Source organism: Amycolatopsis sp. DSM 110486, assembly GCF_019468465.1.
In the GTDB taxonomy this organism is placed as follows: domain Bacteria; phylum Actinomycetota; class Actinomycetes; order Mycobacteriales; family Pseudonocardiaceae; genus Amycolatopsis.
In genome coordinates, this window is record NZ_CP080519.1 from 4080290 (window position 1) to 4099205 (window position 18916).

Here is an 18916-nt window from a genome sequence, read left to right on the forward strand (position 1 = left end):
GCGAAACGGGTTAGACAGCCGCCGGCTCGGCGGGGATTTCCTCGATCTGCTCAGGCGCCGGCCGGGTTTCCTCCACCGGACGACGCCGGGTGCGGTTCAGCAGCAGCCGCGTCACATCGGGCCGCGAGTAGTGCCCGACCGGGTCCGCCGCCGCCTTCGCGATCGGGATCGCCGAAAGATCGATGTCCGCGTACAGGATTCCTTCCTCGTCCTCCGCCAGCGGCTCGGCGAGCGGGCTGCCGTCCGGGCCGAAGATGCGCGCGAACCCGCCGCCGCGCTGGAGCAGCTGTTCCTTCATCGGGGTGTCGCAGAACAGCTCCATCCCGGCGTCACCCACGAGCGCGCACGGAGCGATCACGAAACACTGCCCCTCCACCGCGTACATGCGCGAAGCCGACGTGTTCACCTCCGCCCCGAGCGCGTACGCCGCTCCCTTGTAGACGGAGAAGCTCGGCCACGAAGCCACGTGCACCTGCTCGTCCATGCCGTACATCGCGTACTTCGTGAGCGGCTGCAGGTGCTCCCAGCAGCACAGCGCGCCGACGCGGCCGATGCCGGCGACGTCGTGCACCACCAGGTCGGAGCCGTCGCCCTCGCCGTACACCGTGCGCTCCACGAACGTCGGCTTCAGCTTGCGGCGGGCGCCGACCAGCTCGCCGTCGGCGGAGATCGTCGCCTGCGCCATGTACAGGCTGCCGCCCGACTGCTCGGAAAAGCCCATCACCACGTTGATGCCGTGCTGCTTCGCGCCGTCGAGCAGCCGCTTGAAGCGCGGGCTGTCGAGGCTGATCGAGTTTTCGTGGTAGCGGCCCACGAACTGCATGCCCCACGCCGGCGAGTCGAGCCACAGCCACCACGGGTACCCCGGGACGAACGTCTCCGGGAAGGTGATCAAACCGGCGCCGTTGCGCGAGGCCTCGGCCATGAGTGCGATCGACTTGTCGATGGTCGCGTCGGCGTCCAGCCACACCGGCTCCGCCTGCACGGCCGCTGCCTTGAAAGAGCCCGAGTAGGTGATCACGCGCTGTCCTTCCCTTCGCCTGCCTGTTCGGCCGAAGGTAGGAGCACCCGAACCCAGTGGCTTGCCTCACAGCGCACCGGGGGTTGACGGAGAGCGCACGGCTGGTGTGTCGCGCCCGGATCAGCGCATACTTGCTGCTCAGGTGGTGGTGCGATGAGCATGGTGCTGACAACCGACACGCAGCCGGAGGCCGAACGCGTGGCCTTCTGGCACGAGGTCGTGTGCCGTTCGTTCGTGCCGCTCAACGTCGCCACTCCCGACGCCGAAGCGTTCTCCGGCTCCGTCGCCAATGACCGCCTCGGCCGCGTCCAGCTCTCCACCGTGCACGCCGCCGCGCAGCGCGTCCGCCGGACTCCGCGGCTCGTGGCCGAGGCGGGCGACGAGTTCGTGCTCCTCGGTTTGCAGCGGCTCGGCCCCGGCGTGGTCACGCAGGACGGCCGCCGCGCCGTGATCCGCCCCGGCGACCTGGTGTTCTACGACGCCGCGCGTCCGTACGAGCTGTGGTTCCCCGGCGAGTTCGAGATGAAGGTCTTCATGGTGCCGCGCCGGTTCCTCGGCGTCGGCGACGCGGATCTGCACCGCGTCACGGCCACCACGCTGCGCCCCGACGCCGGCGTGCCCGCGCTCGCCTCGCCGTTCCTGGCGCGGCTCACCGCGGCCGAAGGCGCGGCGGGCGAACGGCTGGCCGCGTCGGCGTTGAACCTGCTCGAATCGCTGGTCCTCGACGGCGCCGAAACGCCCGAGCCGACGCTCCTGCTGCGGATCCGCACCTTCATCGCCGACCACCTCGGCGAGCCCGACCTGTCGCCGGCGACGATCGCGGCCGCGCACCGGATTTCCGTGCGCTACCTGCACAAGCTCTTCTCCGCCGACGGCGTGTCCGTCGTGCGCTGGATCCAGCAGCAGCGGCTGGCGGAATCGCGCCGCGACCTGGGCCGCACCAGCGCGACGGTCGCCGCCATCGCCCACCGCTGGGGCTTCTCGGACGCTGCGCACTTCAGCCGTTCGTTCAAGGCGGCCTACGGGGTTTCACCACGGGAGTGGCGGATCGCTTCCGCTCCCGGCCGGGGCGGCGCAGACTGAGCCGATGGCGCTCGGGCGCTTCGCGGTGCGGGTCGACGGAGTGGTGCAGGGCGTAGGGTTCCGGCCCTTCGTCCACGGGCTCGCGCGGCGGTTCGGGCTCACCGGCTTCGTCGGCAACGACAGCCGCGGGGTGTTTGCCGAGGTTGAAGGCGCTTCCGAGGCACTGAACGCCTTCGTGACGGCGTTGCGGGACGAGGCGCCGCCGTTGGCTGTGGTCGACGACGTGCGGGTGACGTCGGTGCCGGCCACGGGATCAATCGGCTTCGAGATCGTCGCCAGCCCGGCCGGAGGCGAAGCGGCGACGTTGGTGTCCGCGGACAGTGCGACCTGCGCGGAGTGCCTGGCCGAGCTGCGGAATCCGGGGGACCGAAGGTACCGGTACCCGTTCGTCAACTGCACCAACTGCGGGCCGCGGTTCACGATCGTGCGCGGGGTGCCGTACGACCGGCCGCTGACGACGATGGCCGGGTTCGCGTTGTGCGCGGAATGCAAGCAGGAGTACGAAGATCCGGGTGATCGGCGGTTCCACGCGCAGCCCGTGTGCTGCCCGGTTTGCGGGCCACGGCTGGAGTTCTCGGGTGGCGGGGAGCCGATCAGGTCCACTGTGGACGCATTGGCAGCGGGCGCGGTGGTCGCGGTGAAGGGACTCGGCGGTTATCACCTCGCCGTTGACGCGGCGAACGAAACGGCCGTCGCCGCGCTGCGCGGCAGGAAACACCGCGAGGACAAGCCGTTCGCCGTGATGGTCCCCGATCTCGCGGCCGCGCGGGAGATCGCGGAGGTCGACGAGGTCGCCGCGGCAGTGCTGACCGGGCACCGGCGGCCGATCGTGCTGCTCCCACGCGTCGCGAACGGACCGCTCGCGCGCTCGGTGGCGCCCGGCAACCGACGCGTCGGGGTCATGCTGCCGTACACGCCGCTGCACCACCTGCTGCTCGGTGATCTCGGCCGGCCGATCGTGCTGACCAGCGCGAACGTGTCCGACGAACCCATCGTCTACCGCGACGAAGACGCCTTCGCGCGGCTGTCCGGGATCGCCGACGCCTTCCTCACGCACGGCCGGGCCATCCACACCCGAACCGACGACTCCGTGGTGCGGGTGTGGCGCGACCGGGTGCAGCTGCAGCGCCGTTCGCGTGGTTACGTGCCGGAGCCCGTGACGCTGCGCTCAAGGCTCCCCGAGCACATCCTGGGGTGCGGCGCCGAACTGAAGAACACGTTCTGCCTGGCCAAGGACACCCACGCGTTCCTCTCCCACCACATCGGTGACCTTGACAACTACGAGACGTTCAAGGCCTACGAGACCGGCATCGCGCACTTCCGCGAGCTGTTCGACCTCACGCCGACAGTCGTCGCCCACGACCTGCACCCCGAGTACCTGTCGACGAAATACGCCCTGGACCTGGACGACGTCGAGCTCGTCGGCGTGCAGCACCACCACGCCCACATCGCCTCCTGCCTCGCCGACAACGGCGAAGCCGGCCCCGTCCTCGGCGTCGCGTTCGACGGCACCGGCTACGGCACCGACGGCACGCTCTGGGGCGGCGAGTTCCTCAAAGCCGACCTCGCCGGGTTCGACCGTCTGGCGCACCTCGCGCCCATCCGGCTGCCCGGCGGCACCACGGCCATCCGCCAGCCCTGGCGCATGGCCGCCGCCTACCTCGACGCCGCAAACATCCAGGTGACAGCCCTGCGAGCCCGCCACGAAGACCAGTGGGAAGACGTCCTCCACCTCGCCCGCACCGGCCTGGCTTCCCCTCTGACGTCCAGCGCCGGCCGGCTGTTCGACGCCGTCGCCGCCGTGCTCGGCGTCCGCGACGAGATCAACTACGAGGGCCAGGCCGCCGTCGAGCTGGAGCAACTCGCCGATCCGGCAGAACGCACCGCTTACCGCTGCGAGCAGACCCCGGCGGGAGTGTCCGGTGTGGACTTGCTCCGAGCCGTCGTCGAGGACCTCGACCACGGCACCCCACGCCCGGTCGTCGCCGCCCGTTTCCACAACGGCGTCGCCGAAGCCATCACCGAAACCTGCACGCGGCTCAGGGACACGACAGCACTCACGACCGTCGCCCTGTCCGGCGGCGTCTTCCAGAATCTTCTTCTCCTGGAAAGAACCGTGGAATCATTGGAAGACAAGGGTTTCCGGGTCCTCACCCACTCCCGTGTGCCGACCAACGACGGCGGCATCAGCCTCGGCCAGGTCGCTGTCGCAGCCAGCCGTACCACTCGTCCAGGCCGTCACCCCGGGTCGCGCTGATCTCCACCACGCGCGCGTCCGGGTTGACGTGCCGCAGGTCGTGCAGGAACTCCGGCACCGAGAACGACACATACGGCAGCAGGTCGATCTTGTTGAGCAGCACCAGATCCGTCGATGCGAACATGTGCGGGTACTTCAGCGGTTTCCCCGGCCCCTCGGTCACGGACATGATCACCACGCGCGCCGCCTCGCCGAGGTCGAACAACGCGGGGCACACGAGGTTCCCGACGTTCTCCACGAACAGCACCGAACCCCGCGCCGGCGCCAACGTGTCGAGCGCGCGCGAGAGCATCGTCGCGTCGAGGTGACAGCCGGCGCCGGTGTTGATCTGCACGACCGGCGCGCCCGAAGCCTTGATCCGGTCGGCGTCCAGCAGTGTCTCCTGGTCACCTTCGACCACCGCGAGCGGCACTGACGCACCCAAAGCGTGCACGGTCTGTTCCAGCAACGTCGTCTTGCCCGCACCAGGGGAACTCATCAGGTTGACCGCGAAGACCCCCAGCTCGGCAAGCCGTGAGCGGTTGTGCCCGGCCAGGTGGTCGTTCTTGGCCAGCACGTCCTGCTCCAGCAGCACCGTGTGAGAACCCTCCGCGTGCGAATGATCATCGGCGTGGGAATGGACCGCCGCGTCATCCGAACAACCACACGTCGCACACACCTCAAACCACCTCCACGGACTTGATGCGAAGCTGCCGTCCCGCCAGCACCTCGACGTTCGCGCTGCCGCACGCGCACAGCAGGATCGGGTCGTCGATCCCGAACTCCGCCCCGCAGTCCCGGCACGCGGCCCGCCCGGGTGGCTCGTCGATCTCCAACTCCGCGCCCTGCAACGACGTCCCCTCGCACACCACGTCGAAGCAGAACCGCACGCTGTCCGGCACCACGCCGGACAGCCGCCCGATCTCCAGCCGCACACTGCGCACGGCCTGAGACCCCAGCCGCGAGACGATCGCGTCCACGACGCTCTGCGTGATCGACATCTCGTGCACTAGCAGATCCTCGGCAGCGGGTCGCCCACCAGCATGTCCACGATCCGTGTGCCGCCGAACGCGGTGTTCAGCAGCACCAGGCCCGGCGGATCGTCGGCCACGCGGCCGATCACCGCCGCCTCCGCGCCGAGCGGGTGCGAACGCAGCGCGGCCAGCGCGGCGTCGACCTGGGCGCCGTCGACGAACGTCACGATCCGGCCCTCGCACGCCACGTACAGCGGGTCGATGCCCAGCAGCTCCGACGCACCGCGCACCTCGTCGCGCACGGGCACCGCGTTCTCGTCGACGATCACCGCGACCTCGGCGGCCTTGGCGACCTCGTTGAGGATCGTCGCCACGCCGCCGCGGGTCGCGTCGCGCATCGCGCGCACGCCGGGCACCGCCGCGAGCAGCCCCGCCACCAGCCCGTGCACGGGCGCGGTGTCGGACTCGATGTCGGCGTCGATGTCCAGCTCGCCACGGGCCAGCATGATCGTGACGCCGTGGTCCCCGATCGGCCCCGACACCAGCACCGCGTCGCCCGGTCGAACCGAGGAAACCCCCAGCCCCGAACGGATCGAGACGCCGATGCCGGCGGTGTTGATGTACACGCCGTCGCCCTTGCCGCGCTGCACGACCTTCGTGTCCCCGGTGACGATCTGCACGTCGGCCGCGAGCGCCGCCGCCTTCATCGAGTCGACGATCTTCAGCAGGTCCTCGACGGGGAAGCCTTCCTCGAGGATGAACCCGGCCGTGAGGTAGAGCGGCCGCGAGCCGGACACAGCGAGGTCGTTGACCGTGCCGTTCACGGCCAGGTCGCCGATGTCGCCGCCGGGGAAGAACAGCGGCGACACCACGAACGAGTCCGTGGTCAGCGCCAGCTGCGCCCCGCCGATGGCGAGCGCGGCCGCGTCCTCCAGCGGCTCCAGCAGCGGGTTGCGGAACGCGTCGAGGAACACCGCCTCGATCAGCGTGTGCGTCGCCTTGCCGCCCGAGCCGTGGGACAGCGTGATGCGCTCCTCGCGCACCTTCGCGCGCCGCCGCCGGGCGCGTTCGATGCGATCGAGCACCTGCTGCTCGCGTTCCGTGGTGGTCATGCGTGGCTCGCCTCCCGCACGCGCTTGCGGCTGAACCGGCCGAAGTTGTAGTACGCCGCGCACGCGCCTTCGGGCGAGACCATGCAGGTGCCGATCGGCGTCTCCGGTGTGCACGCCGTGCCGAACACCTTGCACTCCCACGGCTTCAGCACGCCCTTGAGCACCTCACCGCACTGGCACGCCTTGGGATCCGCCACTCGTACGCCCGGCACGTCGAAGAGGCGCTCGGCGTCGAACGCCGCGTACTTCTCGCGCACGCGCATCGCCGAGTGCGAGATGAACCCGAGGCCGCGCCACTCGAAGTACGGCCGCAGCTCCATCACCTCGTTGATCACCTTGAGCGCCACGAGGTTGCCGTCCCACGGCACCACGCGTGAGTACTGGTTCTCCACCTCGGCGCGGTCTTCGGACAGCTGCACCATCAACATATAGATCGACTGCAGGATGTCCAGCGGCTCGAACCCGGCCACCACCACGGGCTTGCCGTAGTCGCGCGAGATGAACTCGTACGGCCGGCAGCCGATCACCGTCGAGACGTGGCCCGGGCCGAGGAACCCGTCGAGCCGCAGGTCGGGCGAGTCGAGGATGGCTTTGATGGCCGGCACGATCGTCACGTGGTTGGCGAACACCGAGAAGTTCGGGAGGCCCTCGTCGGCCGCACGCAGCAGCGTCATCGCGGTCGACGGCGTGGTCGTCTCGAACCCGATGGCCATGAAGACCACCTGCAGGTCGGGGTTCTGCCGGGCGATCTTCAGCGAGTCGAGCGGCGAGTACACCATCCTGATGTTGGTGCCCTCGGCGTTGGAGTCGAAGAAGTTCCCGCCCGAGCCCGGCACGCGCATCATGTCGCCGAACGAGGTCATCAGCACCCCGGGCCGGCGCGCGATGCTGATCGCGTCGTCGATGCGGCCCATCGGGATCACGCACACCGGGCAGCCCGGGCCGTGCACGAGCTCGACGCTCTCGGGCAGGTAGTCCTCGAGGCCGTGCTTGTAGATCGTGTGCGTGTGGCCCCCGCACACCTCCATGAACTTGTAGTGCCTGCCGGGCTCGCACAGCGCGGTGATCTTGGCGGACAGCGCCCGCGCCTTGTCCGCGTCGCGGAACTCGTCGACGAACCGCATGAGCGCTCCTAATCGATTCTGGACTCGAGCAGGGCGGCCATCTCGTCCTCGTACGCCTTCCCGATGCTCTCCAGGAACTCCAGCGCCGCGGCGGCCTCCTCCTCATCTATTTTGGACAGTGCGAACCCGACGTGGATGAGGATCCACTCACCGGGCTCGGGTGGGTCGTCGGCGAGCAGGCCGATGTTGATGGCCCGCTTCACCCCGCACACCGAGACTTTCGCGAGGTCCGGACGTTCCTCGCTGATCTCGATGATCTCGCCCGGAATGCCGAGGCACACGGCTATTTCCGGCTCATGTCGACGTAACGCTGCACGTCCGGCTTCACCTGCATGGCGATCCACGCCACCACGCCGACGAGCACGATCAGCAGCAGCAACCGCTTGAGCATGGTCAGACCTCCGTCTTGAGGGTGTCTTCCGGGAGACGCGGGGTGGTGCCCCACGCCAGTTCCTTCACCGCGCGCACGGCCGCGGGCACGGCCGCCGCGACCTCGGCGCTGAGTCCGATCCCGGACTCGACCGACTTCGGCTCGCAGCCCACGATCAGCACCCGCCCCGCGTCGCCGCCGAGCAGCCGCAGCAGGCGGAACACCGCCTCGGGCTGCATGCCGTGGGCGTCGATCACGGGCGCCGCCGCCATCGCGTCGACGTCGGCCTCGATCAGCGACAACGTGCCCGGCTCGACCCCGTGCGGCGTCGCGTCGAGCAGTATCGTGGTGTCGTAGCCACCGAGCAGGTCGTAGGCCAGATGCAGGCCGGAGACGCCGTAGTCGGCGATCTGCACCCACTCCGGCAGCACTTCGTGTTCGAGCTGCTTGAGCACTTCGACGCCGAAGCCGTCGTCGCCGAGGAAGATGTTGCCGATCCCCGCCACCAGCACCTGTGGTCTCATGTCGGCTCCAGCTCGTCAGGGGAGAAGTAGCGGAAGCGGCCGTGGGCGTTCTGCAGGTCGGCGCCCGGGTCGTCGTCGAGCGTCACGGCCACGTGCGTGGTTCCGTCCACATCGGACAGCACCGCGCGCACAGTGGCGACGCGGCCGGTGAGGAACATGTCCTGGGCGTCGGCGCCACGCAGGTTCGGGTGCAGCCGCACGCGCGAGCCCGCGGCCACGCGGACGCCGGCGACCACGACGCCGTCGGTCTCCGGGGAGACGGACGCGTCGGCCCCGGGGTCCCACCAGGGCACGTCGGGGTTCACCGGCAGATCGGTTTCCTCCCCGGTCACCGAACGCAGGTATCGCACCGTCCCGTGCAGCCGGTCGAGCAGCTCCTGCGGCAGGTCGTCCACGCGGTCCAGCAGCGCGGCCGCCCGGGGATCCGTCGCGCGGGCCTGGCGCTTCTCCTCGTCGGTGAGCGCCATCGTGCGCAGCGTCAGGATCTCGTCGATCTCCGTGCCGTCGAAGAGCTCACCTGGGCTTTCGGGCGCGATCGACGGGTCGTCGTAGAGGATGATGGGGGACGCCAGCATCACCCCGCTTCGCGACGACCCGCCGATCAGCACCGGCCACACGCGCTCGTTCACACACGCCTCGACGGCCGGCTTCGCCCATTCGGGCGGGTCGAGCATCGAGAGGAAGTGGCCCGAGTCCACCGCCAGGATCACGTGCGCGGCGAGCAACGCCCTGCGCAGCGCCGATTCGCGGACGCCGTCCGACGGCCACGCACTCGTGTTGCGCAGGTCCAGTCGCAGCCGCGTGCCGCCGAAGGGGCCGTCGAGCGCGTCGAGGCGAGCCGTGAGCGCGCCGGTCAGCGCGCCGGAGCGGCGCACGAGCGTGCAGTGGTTGCCCACGCACTCGCGCGTCTCGGCCGGCGGCACGGAGAACGGCAGCTCCACGGGCTGCGCGAGCAGCTCGGCCACGGGGACCACGAAGTTCAGCTCGTGCTCCACGGCCTCGTCCCACGTCGTGTAGTCCTTGCCGGCCACGGTCACGGAGTCGACGAACCCGTGGCCGTCGTGCACCAGGCGCTCCTGGGCCTGCAGGAACCGCAGCGTCAGGTGCACCGAGGTGTGCTTGCGGGGCTCCAGCAGGCACTCCGTGCGTGAAGTCGCGTACTCGCCGCGCTCCTCCGACGCATACGTTGGCGGCATCAGCACACCCCACTGCCAGCGCACGCGGTTCTTCCGCGCCGACGCGCGGTACGGGTAGAGCAGGTACCCCTCGTACAGCACGGCGTCGCCGACGGCGCGAGCCTGGTCGAACACGCTGGTCACGGGCCATCACCCACGTTCGCCAGCAGGTGCTCCATCGCCGCGTCCCAGGTCGGGATGGCGTGGCGCGACTTGTACCGCAGCAGCGCATCGACGGTCTCGCGGTGCAGCTTCAGCCACGCGACGTTGGGGAAGTACTGGTTCATCAGCTCGTCCCACGCGGCGATCGGCATCCGGCACTCGGCTTCGGTGTGCCACGGCACCGGCTCGACCCAGAACCCCGGGCCACCCTTCGCGAACACCGTGCCGCTGAACAGCAGCACGAGCGGGACCACACCGTCGGCGAGCGCGTGGAAGTACTTGCCGGCGGCCACTTCCAGGTCGTACGTGCAGGGCACCTCGAGCTGGAACTCCGTGGTGCGCGTGAAGCTCGGCACCATCACCGCCACGGTCGCGAACTGGAACGGCCGCAGCGTCTCGCCCCAGCGCGCCGGGTCGCCGAACAGGTTCGTGAGCAGCTCCGACTCCCCGCTGCTGTAGCGGCGCCGCTGCGGTTCGATCCGCAGCTGGACTCGCAGCACCAGCGCGTGGATCGGCTGGGCGGTGAGCTCGGTGATCTTCATGCTGAACGCGAGCGTCGGCGACGCCGCGTACTTCACGGGGCGCACGTCCAGGCAGTCGAAGGTGAGCTCAGCCATCCGCGGCGACCTCTCCGCGGGCGCGAAGGTCGGCGAAGAAGCTGTCGATGGCTTCGTGCGCTTCGTCGCCGCCGTCGAATCCGCGCCAGTGCAGGCGGACCAGGCCGACGAGCTCGTAACACACGTCGATGGGCACGAGGAAGGCCTCGAACCCGACGTCGTGCTTGTTGATCAGCACCGCTTCCACGTCGGGGGCCACGGTGGCGAACTCGGGCTCCTCCCGCAGCAGCTCCGTCCACGTGTCCAACGGCAGCAGCGACTCCGTCGCGCCGGCCGGGCTCGGGTAGAACGCGACCGCGCGGTCCTGCACCGAGTTGTAGAACAGGAACGCCATCCGCACGGGGATCCCGGCTGTCTCCCACAGCGTCGCGCCGGCCGGGAACCGCGCGGCGTGCCGGTAGCGGGTCGGCACCGCGCGGTGGCGCAGGCCGCCGGCACCGGTGTGGGTGAACAGGAGGTAGCAGCCCCGGCACGTGCACATGATGGTGCGGGATTCGAGGTCGATCACGTGCCCGTGGCCGATGCCGATCGGCTCCGTGCACAACTCACACCTTTCACCGCGCGCCGGTCGTTCGGCCGGTGTCAGGAACTTGCGCAGACCGCCCGTCATGCCTGCTCCACGGGGACCGGGCACTCGATCGCTTCGAGCGGCAGCAGCGGACGTCCGCCCGGGCCGGTCTCTTCGGGCACCACCCCGGCCACGACGACGTCGGTGAGCTCCGGCGCAGCCTCGCGCACCACGCGTTCGATCGCCATCTTCGCCGTGACGGTCGAGGACGGGCAGCCGTCGCACGTGCCCTGCAGCTGCAGCCGCAGCACGCCTTCGGCGTCGATGCCGACGATGTCGACGTCTCCGGAGTGCGAACCCAGGTAGGGCCGCACCTCGTCGAGCGCCTCGCTGACGCGGTCCAAAGTGGACTTCGGGTGCAGGTCGTGGAGGACCAGCAGCCCACGTACGTGGTCGTCGCCGGCGAGGCGCTCCAGCAGCACCTCGCCGGCGACGTCCTCTCGCAGGACGGACACGATCGTCGTCAGGCCGGCGCCGTAGAACTCGAGCAGCGTGTGGACGAGGTCCTCGGCCCTGTCCGCCACGGTGCTGCCCGCCTCCGCCGCGAGCTCACCGAGGAGCTGCTCGATGCGTTCGCCGACCTGGCCGATGTCGCGCTCCGTCATGGTTCAGAACACCTCTCCGCCGAATGCGTGGGGGGTGTGGATCCGGTCGAGCGTCTTGCCCTTGCCGGTGTACATGTGCACGCCGCAGGGCAGGCAGGGGTCGAAGCTGCGCACGGCGCGCATGATGTCGATGCCCTTGAAGTTCTCCTGCGTGTTCTCCTCGAAGATCGGCGTGTTCTGCACCGCGTCCTCGTATGGGCCCGGTGTGCCGAAGGAGTCGCGCACGCTGCCGTTCCACGGCGTCGGCGGGTACGGGTGGTAGTTCGCGATCTTGCCGCCCTTGATCACCATGTGGTGCGAAAGGATCCCGCGCACCGCCTCGGTGAACCCGCACGACACGCCTTCCTCGGGCACCTTGAACGGCTCCCACGTCTTCGTGTTGCCGCTGCGGACCTCGCCCAGCGCGCGTTCCGCGAAGTGCAGCGCGAGGCCGGCCGCATACGCCTGGAAGTACGTGCGCGCCCGGTTGCGTTCGAGCGCGTTGCTCCACTTCGGGATCTTCCACTCGAAGCTGACCTCGGGTTTCGTGGCCGTGCGCGGGAGGTTGATCACCACGCTGTGGCCGGTGGACTTCACGTAGTCGGTGTCCACGAGGCCGGCCAGCGCCGTGACCCACAGCCGGGCGATCGGGCCGCCGCCGGTGTCGAGCGCGAGGTGGTCGGTGCCGTCGAACCAGCGCGGCGACATCGTCCACGAGTACTTGTCGTCGAAGTCGCGCTTCTGCGGGCGCGGGATCGTGTGCTGGTTCCACGGGTGGCGCGCGTCCACGGGGTTGCCCAGCGGGTCGTGCGTCACGAACTTGTCCATGCCCTCCCAGTCTTCGTAGAAGGACGAGCCGAGCAGGATCCGGATGCCGAGGTTGATGTCGAGCAGGCTCGTGGTGACCAGCTTGCCGTCGACGACCACGCCGGGCGTGACGAACATCTTGCGGCCCCACGACTCCATGTTCTCGTAGGTGAAGTCGCAGTACTGCGGATCGTTGAGACTGCCCCAGCAGCCGAGCAGGATGCGCCGGCGGCCGACCTCTTCGTAACCGGGGATGGCTTCGTAGAAGAAGTCGAACAGGTCGTCGTGCATCGGCAGGCAGCGCTTCATGAACTCGACGTAGCGCATCAGCCGGGTGAGGTAGTCAGTGAACAGCTGCACCGTCGCGATCGTCCCGACGCCGCCCGGGTACAAAGTGGACGGATGGACGTGGCGGCCTTCCATGAGGCAGAACATCTCGCGCGTGGAACGGCTGACCTGCAGGGCCTCGCGGTAGAACTCGCCCTCCAGCGGGTTGAGCGAGCGCATGATGTCGCCGATGGTCTTGTACCCGTGGTCACGCGCGTGCGGCGCCTCGGTGCGGTTGGCCAGCTCCAGCACGCCGGGGTTGGTCTCAGCCACCATCTTCTCGCAGTAGTCGACCCCGACCAGGTTCTCTTGAAAGATGTTGTGGTCGAACATGTACTCGGCGGCCTCGCCGAGGTTGATGATCCACTCGCCGAGGTGCGGCGGGCGTACGCCGTAGGCCATGTTCTGGTTGTAGACCGAGCACGTGGCGTGGTTGTCGCCGCAGATCCCGCAGATGCGGCTGGTGATGAAGTGCGCGTCGCGCGGGTCCTTGCCTTTCATGAAGATGCTGTAGCCGCGGAAGACCGAAGACGTGCTGTGGCACTCGACGACCTTCTTGGCCGCCCAGTCGATCTTCGTGTAGATCCCGAGGCTGCCGACGATGCGCGTGATCGGGTCCCAGGCCATCTCGACGAGGTCGGTTTTGCCCTTGGTGCTGATGCCCTTGTCGCTTTCCGTTCGCGTCATGTCCCCAGTCCTTTCAGCGCCACGAGGAGCGGTAGCCGGTCTCGAGCTGCTTGCCCTTGTGCCGCCACTTGGGTTCGGCATCGGCCTTGCGTTCGGTGATCTTGCGCAGGCGCCGGATCACCGAGCCGTACGCGCCGCTCGCGAGCGAGGAGATGTGAGCGCCGGGCGGTTCGTCCATGAACGGCATGAACTTGTCCGGGAAGCCGGGCATGGTGCAGCCGATGCAGATGCCGCCGACGTTCGGGCAGCCACCCACACCGTTGATCCAGCCGCGCTTGGGCACGTTGCACTTCACGACCGGGCCCCAGCAGCCGAGCTTCACCAGGCACTTCGGCGAGTCGTACTCCTCGGCGAACTGGCCCTGCTCGTAGTAGCCGGCGCGATCGCACCCCTCGTGGACTGTCGCGCCGAAGAGCCACTGTGGACGGAGGTGGTCGTCGAGCGGGATCATCGGCGCGTGGCCGGCCGCCTGGTAGAGCAGGTAGGTGAGTGTCTCGGAGAAGTTGTCCGGGTGCGTCGGGCAGCCGGGGATGCACACGATCGGCAGGCCGGCTTTCGATTTCCAGTCCCAGCCCAGGTAGTCGGGCACGCCCATCGCGCCGGTGGGGTTGCCCTCCATGGCGTGGATGCCGCCGTACGCGGCGCACGTGCCGGCCGCGACCACAGCGAGGGCCTTGGGCGTCAGGCGGTCGAGCCACTCGCTCGTGGTCATCGGCTGGCCGGTCGCGGGGTTGTTGCCGAAGCCGCACCAGTAGCCCTCAGCCTTGATGGCCTCGTTGGGAATCGATCCTTCCACGACCAGCACGAACGGTTCCAGCTCGCCGCGGTCGGCCTTGTAGAACCACTCGATGAACGTGTCGGCGCCCTTGTCCGGACCGCACTCGAAGTCGATCAGCGGCCAGTGCACCTGGATCTTCGGCAGGCCGGGCAGCGCGCCGAGCACGATCTCCTCGATGCTCGGCTGCGTGGCGGCGGTCAGCGCGACCGAGTCGCCGTCGCAGGACAGTCCGGCGTTGATCCACAGGATGTGGATGGGCTTCTCTTCTTCTTGGGCATGGGTCACGGCTGTTCACCCTCGAGGTCGTCGAGCGCACCGAGGGTGAGTTCCCACAGTGCGTGGTAAAGGGTCGTCTGGGCTTCTTGGATGCGGTGCACGGAAGGCGACGGCACCACGAAGAGGTGGTCGATCGAGTGCAGCTCGGCCATCTTGCCGCCGTCGTACCCGGCGATGCCGACGGTGACGAGGCCGCGGCGCGCGGCCTCGTCGAACGCGGACAGCAGGTTCGCCGAGTTCCCGCTGGTTGACAGCCCCACGGCGATGTCACCGCGGCGGCCGAACGCGGCGACCTGCCGGGAGAACACGACGTCGAACCCGATGTCGTTGGACAGGGCGGTGACCACCGCGATGTCGTTGGTGAGGCCGAACGCGGGCAGTGGCCTCGCATCGCCGTCGGGGCTGTCGGGGCTGAGGAACAGGCTCGCGAGGTCCTGCGCGTCGGTGGAGCTGCCGCCGTTGCCGAAGGCCAGCAACCGGCCACCGCCGGCGAACGCCTGCGCGAGGTCCCGCGCGCACGCGGCGAGGCGCTCGCCGTCGGTCTCGAGAACCTGACGGCGCAGCGCGACGATCTCGCGGGCTTTCTCCACAGTGGACTGTCGGACCTGGGTCAGGACGGCGTCGAGGTCGCTCGTACCCGAGTACAGGAACGGGTACAGCTCCTCGAGTCCACTTGCGCCCACGGAATCCCTTGCCATGGCCGCTCAACTCCCTCGGCTATTCGGGAATCTCCAGACGTGCGATGGCTTCGCCGGCGTGGACGAGGATGCGATCGCCGACACCGGCTTGCACCAGTGCGACGCTCACTTCTTCCCTGCCTTGGCCGGTATCCACGACTGCGAACCCGAGGTCCAGGAGTTCGACGACGGTCACTTCGACTGCGATATCGGAACAGGTGATGCACACCCCGTCGTGACAGGCGGGGGCCGGTGCTCTGTCGGCGTCACGGGCGTTCACGTCGCCACCTCCGGTGCGAGGACACCGGGCTGTTCGAAGAACACGTGCACGAGTTCCCACAGGACGTGGTAGGTCGTGACGTGGATTTCCTTGACCACGCGGGGGTCGTCGGAGCGCGCTCGCAGCACGTGGTCGGCCGTGATGGTGCCCGGGCCGGTCCCGCCCGTGAGCGCGATGGTGAGCATCCCCAGCTCACGGGCGGCTTCGAGGCCGCGCCGGACGTTGGCACAGTCGCCGTCGGACGAGATGCCGAGCGCGATGTCCTGCGGCTCGGCGAGGAACTTGATCTGGTAGGCGAAAATCTCGTTGAGCCCTCGGCGGTTCGCGACGCTGGTGAGGGTCGCGACATCGGCCGTCAGCGAAATTGCCGGCAACGCCCGCTTTCCGACGATCACGGGGTGCACGAACTCCACGGCCACGTGCTGCGCATCGGTGCCCGCGCCCCCGTTGCCGAACACCACGAGCTTCCCGCCGCGGTGGAACCGCTGCGCCATCCCGTGACACGCCTTGGCCACCGCCTCGGCTTGCCCGCCCAGCTCTCCACCCGGCACGACGCGGCGCTCGAAAAGCGCCGCCACCGCACCGGGAGAAGTACTCGGAGAGCCGACCATGGCGGCACTTCCCTACGCTCGGTGGTGGGAGCAGTCCCGTCCCACATTAGAGCTGTGAGTTGGATCACACAATAGATCGCGGTAATGGGCAGTAATTCACCCGAGTGGCGGCTGACGTTGATCTTGGTTCTTTGATTTGTCCACAGCCGCTTGGGGCTGTGGACAACTGCGCCCCTTGGGCGTCGCTTTCCCGGAATTGTCGGTGGGGGCCGATAAAATGGGACGGGGACGGCCCCCTGGGAGGGCCAGGGTTCCGGCAAAGTCTTGTGGCCTGGGTGCAGGGCGGGCACGGCTCTTGGTGATCATGTGATTGTCTAGGTCCCATGATCGTGTGAGAGAGCCGTGCCCGCTGCGTCATCGTGCCTGATCCCTGCTGTGTTTGATCGTCTGACCCCGCTCATCACGGTGGACGCTGCTCCTGGATGGCCGGGTGACCTGCGCAAACACCTGGCCAGGGTGCCGGACCCGCGGCATCGGCGGGGGGTGCGGCATTCAATCGAATCGATTCTGGCGCTGACCGCGGTTGCGGTGGCGGCCGGGGCACGATCGTTCACCGCGATCGGGGAATGGGCCGCCGACGCACCGCAACACGTGCTGGCGCTACTGGGAACACGCTTCGATTCACGCGCGGACCGGTATGTGGCACCGGATGAAGCCACGCTGCGACGAGTGGCCGGCCGCCTCGACGGCGACATCCTCGACGACGTGATCAGTGCCTGGCTGGCCGACCACGATCCCGCCCAGCCCGGCCCCGACACCCTGCCACCGGCGATCGCGGTGGACGGGAAATCCCTGCGCGGCACCTTCGCCCGCACCGGCGGCGCCGGAGTGCACCTGCTCGCCGCCATCACCCACGACAACGCCATCGTGCTCGGGCAACGCCAAGTCCCGGCCGGGGCCAGCGAAATCACCTGGTTCCCCACACTGCTGGACACCATCGGCCTGACCGGGCGGGTCGTCACCGCCGACGCCCTGCACACCACCACCGCCCACGCCCGCTACCTCCACGCCCGCGGCGCCTACTACGTATTCACCGTCAAACAGAACCAGCAGCGCCTCTACACCCTGCTCGACACCCTGCCCTGGCACGACATCCCCACCCACGTCACCGAAGAACGCGGACACGGCCGCAGCGAACGCCGCACCACCCAGCTCGCGCCCCTCGGTGACTTCCTCGACTACCCCGCGATCGATTTCCCCCACGCCACCCACGCGTTCCTCATCGAGCGCTACACCACCCACCACACCAGCGGAAAACACACCGCCCACACCGCCCTGGGCATCACCAACATCACCGCCACCTGGGCCCACCCTGCCCACATCGGAGCCTACGTCCGCAACCACTGGCACATCGAAAACAAACTCCACTGGACCCGCGACGTCACCTACCAAGAAGACGCATCCCGAGCCCGCACCGGCACCGCACCCCGCGTCATGGCCACCCTCCGCAACCTCGCCACCAGCGCACTCCGCCACACAGGCTGGACCAACATCGCCGCAGGACTACGCCACATGACCCGAGACACCACCCGCCCACTCACCCTGCTCGGCATCCACCCCTAAACACCACAACGACTTTGCCGGAACCCTGCCTGGGAGGGCGGGGGCTGTGTGTCTCTGCCCAGGCGACTGCGTGTCTCCGCTCCGCGGCTGAGCGTCTCTTCCCGGCGGCTGTGTGTTTCCGTCCGGCGGCTGTGTGGCTCTGTCCGGCGGCTCAACAAGGCCTCGTGCCCAGCCGGTCCCCGAACCCGTCGTCAAGCGCGGTCATGCTCCCCCTGAGACTCCTCCGCCCGCGACAACCACGTATCCGCCTCCTCCACCGCCCCGCGCGCCTGCAGCATCCGGGCCAAGCTCAACATCCCCTGCACATCCCCGGTCTCTGCCGCCGCGCGGAAGAACCGTTCCGCCTTCGCCAGCTCGTCGCGCGCCTCCGCGAGGTGCCCGAGGTTCGTCAGGGCCGGAATGCTCCCGTGCTCCGCCGCCTTGCGGTACCAGGCCGCGGCTTCGCCCTCGTCGCCGCGGTTGCGGGCCAGGACGCCGAGGTTGGTCATCGCGGCGGCGTCGCCGGCTTCGGCCGCGTCGAGGTACCAGGCTTCGGCCTCGTCGACGTCGCCGCGGCGGTGCAGGAGCAGGCCCAGGCGGACGGTGGCCTCGACGTTGCCGGAGGTCGCGCCCTGGCGGTACCAGGATTCGGCGTCCTGGACCTTGCCGAAGCGTTCGGACTGGCGGCCGAGCAGGCATGTCGCCGAGAGGTCGCCGTCGGCGAGGGCCTCGCGCCACCAGCGCGTGGCCTCGCTGTAGCGGCCGCGTTCGCGCATGACGATGCCGACGTCGATCATCGCGGACGTGTTGCCCGCGCTCGCGGCGCGGCGGCACCAGTCCTCGGCCTCGTCGTAGCGGCCGCGTTCGGCGAGCAGGTGCCCAAGCGCGCCCATCGCCTCGACGTCACCGGTCACGGCGGCCTCGTGGAACCAGTACTCGGCGTCCTCGACGCGGCCGCGCCGTTCGTACGCGCGCCCGAGCCCCAGCATCCCGCGCGGCTCGCCGGCGTGGGCGGCCTCGTGGTACCAGCGTTCGGCCTCGTCGAGCACGCCGCGCTCGGCCAGGAGGTTCGCCAACGCGGTCATCGCGATGCGGTCGCCGCCGGCCGCGGCGCGGCGGAACCACGTCTCGGCCTCCGCTGCCTCGCCCCGTTCTCGCAGCGCCGCTCCGAGGCGTGTCATCGCGACGACGTTGCCGCCTTCCGCGGCCTTGCGCTGCAGGTAGTCGTCGACGCGCGAGTTCCACTTCCGCAGCCGCCCGCTCATCGGCCACGCTCCCTTCCGCCTGTCCTCACCTCGGTAGTCGCTCGGCGCGCCGCGGACGTGACACCGTGGTCCCGGACACGGTTCGCGCGCAGCTGAGAGTGTCGGCGCGGTCACGG

At 69.2% G+C, this 18916-nt stretch carries 20 protein-coding genes; 3 read left to right on the forward strand and 17 right to left on the reverse strand.

Annotated elements, in window-relative coordinates:
* Positions 1 to 10: 10 nt before the first annotated feature.
* Entirely contained in the window at positions 11 to 1021 is a 1011-nt protein-coding gene (locus K1T34_RS19785) for a carbon-nitrogen hydrolase family protein (protein WP_255638597.1), read from the reverse strand.
* Between the two features lie 153 nt (positions 1022 to 1174).
* Between K1T34_RS19785 and K1T34_RS19790 the strand changes: the two genes are divergently transcribed.
* Both K1T34_RS19790 and hypF read left to right on the forward strand, forming a co-directional pair.
* The gene (locus K1T34_RS19790) at positions 1175 to 2104 is read left to right on the forward strand and encodes a helix-turn-helix domain-containing protein (protein WP_220245717.1); all 930 of its coding nucleotides are present in this window, start codon (positions 1175 to 1177) and stop codon (positions 2102 to 2104) included.
* Between the two features lie 4 nt (positions 2105 to 2108).
* Positions 2109 to 4361, forward strand: coding sequence for a carbamoyltransferase HypF (gene hypF, locus K1T34_RS19795; protein WP_220245718.1), 2253 nt, complete (start codon positions 2109 to 2111; stop codon positions 4359 to 4361).
* On the opposite strand, the gene hypB is transcribed toward hypF, so the two are convergent.
* The 15 genes from hypB to K1T34_RS19870 form a co-directional block, all read right to left on the reverse strand.
* A complete protein-coding gene (gene hypB, locus K1T34_RS19800) occupies positions 4291 to 5019 on the reverse strand; it encodes a hydrogenase nickel incorporation protein HypB (protein ID WP_220245719.1) in 729 nt (242 codons plus the stop codon). The genes hypF and hypB overlap by 71 nt on opposite strands.
* A gap of 1 nt (position 5020) precedes the next feature.
* Complete coding sequence (hypA, locus tag K1T34_RS19805) at positions 5021 to 5350, reverse strand: hydrogenase maturation nickel metallochaperone HypA (protein WP_220245720.1); 330 nt, start codon at positions 5348 to 5350, stop codon at positions 5021 to 5023.
* The gene (hypE, locus tag K1T34_RS19810; RefSeq protein WP_220245721.1) at positions 5350 to 6426 is read right to left on the reverse strand and encodes a hydrogenase expression/formation protein HypE; all 1077 of its coding nucleotides are present in this window, start codon (positions 6424 to 6426) and stop codon (positions 5350 to 5352) included. Before hypE ends, hypA begins: the two co-directional genes overlap by 1 nt.
* Positions 6423 to 7550, reverse strand: coding sequence for a hydrogenase formation protein HypD (gene hypD, locus K1T34_RS19815; protein ID WP_220245722.1), 1128 nt, complete (start codon positions 7548 to 7550; stop codon positions 6423 to 6425). Before hypD ends, hypE begins: the two co-directional genes overlap by 4 nt.
* Before the next feature lie 8 nt (positions 7551 to 7558).
* Positions 7559 to 7831, reverse strand: a complete 273-nt coding sequence (locus tag K1T34_RS19820) for a HypC/HybG/HupF family hydrogenase formation chaperone (RefSeq protein ID WP_220245723.1) — start codon at positions 7829 to 7831, stop codon at positions 7559 to 7561.
* Positions 7832 to 7943: 112 nt separating this feature from the next.
* A complete protein-coding gene (locus K1T34_RS19825; RefSeq protein WP_220245724.1) occupies positions 7944 to 8444 on the reverse strand; it encodes a hydrogenase maturation protease in 501 nt (166 codons plus the stop codon).
* Positions 8441 to 9763 (reverse strand): hypothetical protein, encoded by a 1323-nt coding sequence (locus tag K1T34_RS19830; protein WP_220245725.1) that lies wholly within the window; start codon positions 9761 to 9763, stop codon positions 8441 to 8443. The genes K1T34_RS19825 and K1T34_RS19830 overlap by 4 nt, the downstream gene beginning before the upstream one ends.
* Positions 9760 to 10398, reverse strand: coding sequence for a DUF6084 family protein (locus tag K1T34_RS19835; RefSeq protein ID WP_220245726.1), 639 nt, complete (start codon positions 10396 to 10398; stop codon positions 9760 to 9762). The genes K1T34_RS19830 and K1T34_RS19835 overlap by 4 nt, the downstream gene beginning before the upstream one ends.
* A complete protein-coding gene (locus tag K1T34_RS19840; protein ID WP_255638599.1) occupies positions 10391 to 10942 on the reverse strand; it encodes a DUF5947 family protein in 552 nt (183 codons plus the stop codon). The genes K1T34_RS19835 and K1T34_RS19840 overlap by 8 nt, the downstream gene beginning before the upstream one ends.
* 62 nt (positions 10943 to 11004) lie before the next feature.
* Positions 11005 to 11571: a NifU family protein gene (locus K1T34_RS19845; RefSeq protein WP_220245728.1), complete on the reverse strand. Its 567-nt coding sequence runs from the start codon at positions 11569 to 11571 to the stop codon at positions 11005 to 11007.
* A gap of 3 nt (positions 11572 to 11574) precedes the next feature.
* A complete protein-coding gene (locus K1T34_RS19850) occupies positions 11575 to 13371 on the reverse strand; it encodes a nickel-dependent hydrogenase large subunit (protein ID WP_220245729.1) in 1797 nt (598 codons plus the stop codon).
* A gap of 13 nt (positions 13372 to 13384) precedes the next feature.
* Entirely contained in the window at positions 13385 to 14434 is a 1050-nt protein-coding gene (locus tag K1T34_RS19855) for a hydrogenase expression protein HypE (protein ID WP_220245730.1), read from the reverse strand.
* The gene (locus tag K1T34_RS19860; RefSeq protein WP_220245731.1) at positions 14431 to 15123 is read right to left on the reverse strand and encodes an SIS domain-containing protein; all 693 of its coding nucleotides are present in this window, start codon (positions 15121 to 15123) and stop codon (positions 14431 to 14433) included. Before K1T34_RS19860 ends, K1T34_RS19855 begins: the two co-directional genes overlap by 4 nt.
* Before the next feature lie 19 nt (positions 15124 to 15142).
* Positions 15143 to 15382, reverse strand: a complete 240-nt coding sequence (locus K1T34_RS19865; RefSeq protein WP_370643750.1) for a HypC/HybG/HupF family hydrogenase formation chaperone — start codon at positions 15380 to 15382, stop codon at positions 15143 to 15145.
* Complete coding sequence (locus tag K1T34_RS19870; RefSeq protein ID WP_220245732.1) at positions 15379 to 15993, reverse strand: SIS domain-containing protein; 615 nt, start codon at positions 15991 to 15993, stop codon at positions 15379 to 15381. Before K1T34_RS19870 ends, K1T34_RS19865 begins: the two co-directional genes overlap by 4 nt.
* Before the next feature lie 447 nt (positions 15994 to 16440).
* On the opposite strand from K1T34_RS19870, the gene K1T34_RS19875 reads away from it, so the two are divergent.
* The gene (locus tag K1T34_RS19875) at positions 16441 to 17556 is read left to right on the forward strand and encodes an ISAs1 family transposase (RefSeq protein ID WP_370643828.1); all 1116 of its coding nucleotides are present in this window, start codon (positions 16441 to 16443) and stop codon (positions 17554 to 17556) included.
* 191 nt (positions 17557 to 17747) lie between these two features.
* Here K1T34_RS19875 and K1T34_RS19880 read toward each other — a convergent pair whose 3' ends face one another.
* Positions 17748 to 18800 (reverse strand): tetratricopeptide repeat protein, encoded by a 1053-nt coding sequence (locus K1T34_RS19880; RefSeq protein WP_220245733.1) that lies wholly within the window; start codon positions 18798 to 18800, stop codon positions 17748 to 17750.
* Positions 18801 to 18916: the final 116 nt, after the last annotated feature.

Coding starts and splice junctions, on each gene's coding strand:
- K1T34_RS19860 (WP_220245731.1), bottom strand. CDS start 15,123: ATGGCAAGGGATTCCGTGGGCGCAAGTGGACTCGAGGAGCTGTACCCG.
- hypE (WP_220245721.1), bottom strand. CDS start 6,426: ATGACCACCACGGAACGCGAGCAGCAGGTGCTCGATCGCATCGAACGC.
- K1T34_RS19850 (WP_220245729.1), bottom strand. CDS start 13,371: ATGACGCGAACGGAAAGCGACAAGGGCATCAGCACCAAGGGCAAAACC.
- K1T34_RS19880 (WP_220245733.1), bottom strand. CDS start 18,800: ATGAGCGGGCGGCTGCGGAAGTGGAACTCGCGCGTCGACGACTACCTG.
- K1T34_RS19825 (WP_220245724.1), bottom strand. CDS start 8,444: ATGAGACCACAGGTGCTGGTGGCGGGGATCGGCAACATCTTCCTCGGC.
- K1T34_RS19845 (WP_220245728.1), bottom strand. CDS start 11,571: ATGACGGAGCGCGACATCGGCCAGGTCGGCGAACGCATCGAGCAGCTC.
- K1T34_RS19835 (WP_220245726.1), bottom strand. CDS start 10,398: ATGGCTGAGCTCACCTTCGACTGCCTGGACGTGCGCCCCGTGAAGTAC.
- K1T34_RS19790 (WP_220245717.1), top strand. CDS start 1,175: ATGAGCATGGTGCTGACAACCGACACGCAGCCGGAGGCCGAACGCGTG.
- K1T34_RS19870 (WP_220245732.1), bottom strand. CDS start 15,993: ATGGTCGGCTCTCCGAGTACTTCTCCCGGTGCGGTGGCGGCGCTTTTC.
- hypD (WP_220245722.1), bottom strand. CDS start 7,550: ATGCGGTTCGTCGACGAGTTCCGCGACGCGGACAAGGCGCGGGCGCTG.
- hypF (WP_220245718.1), top strand. CDS start 2,109: ATGGCGCTCGGGCGCTTCGCGGTGCGGGTCGACGGAGTGGTGCAGGGC.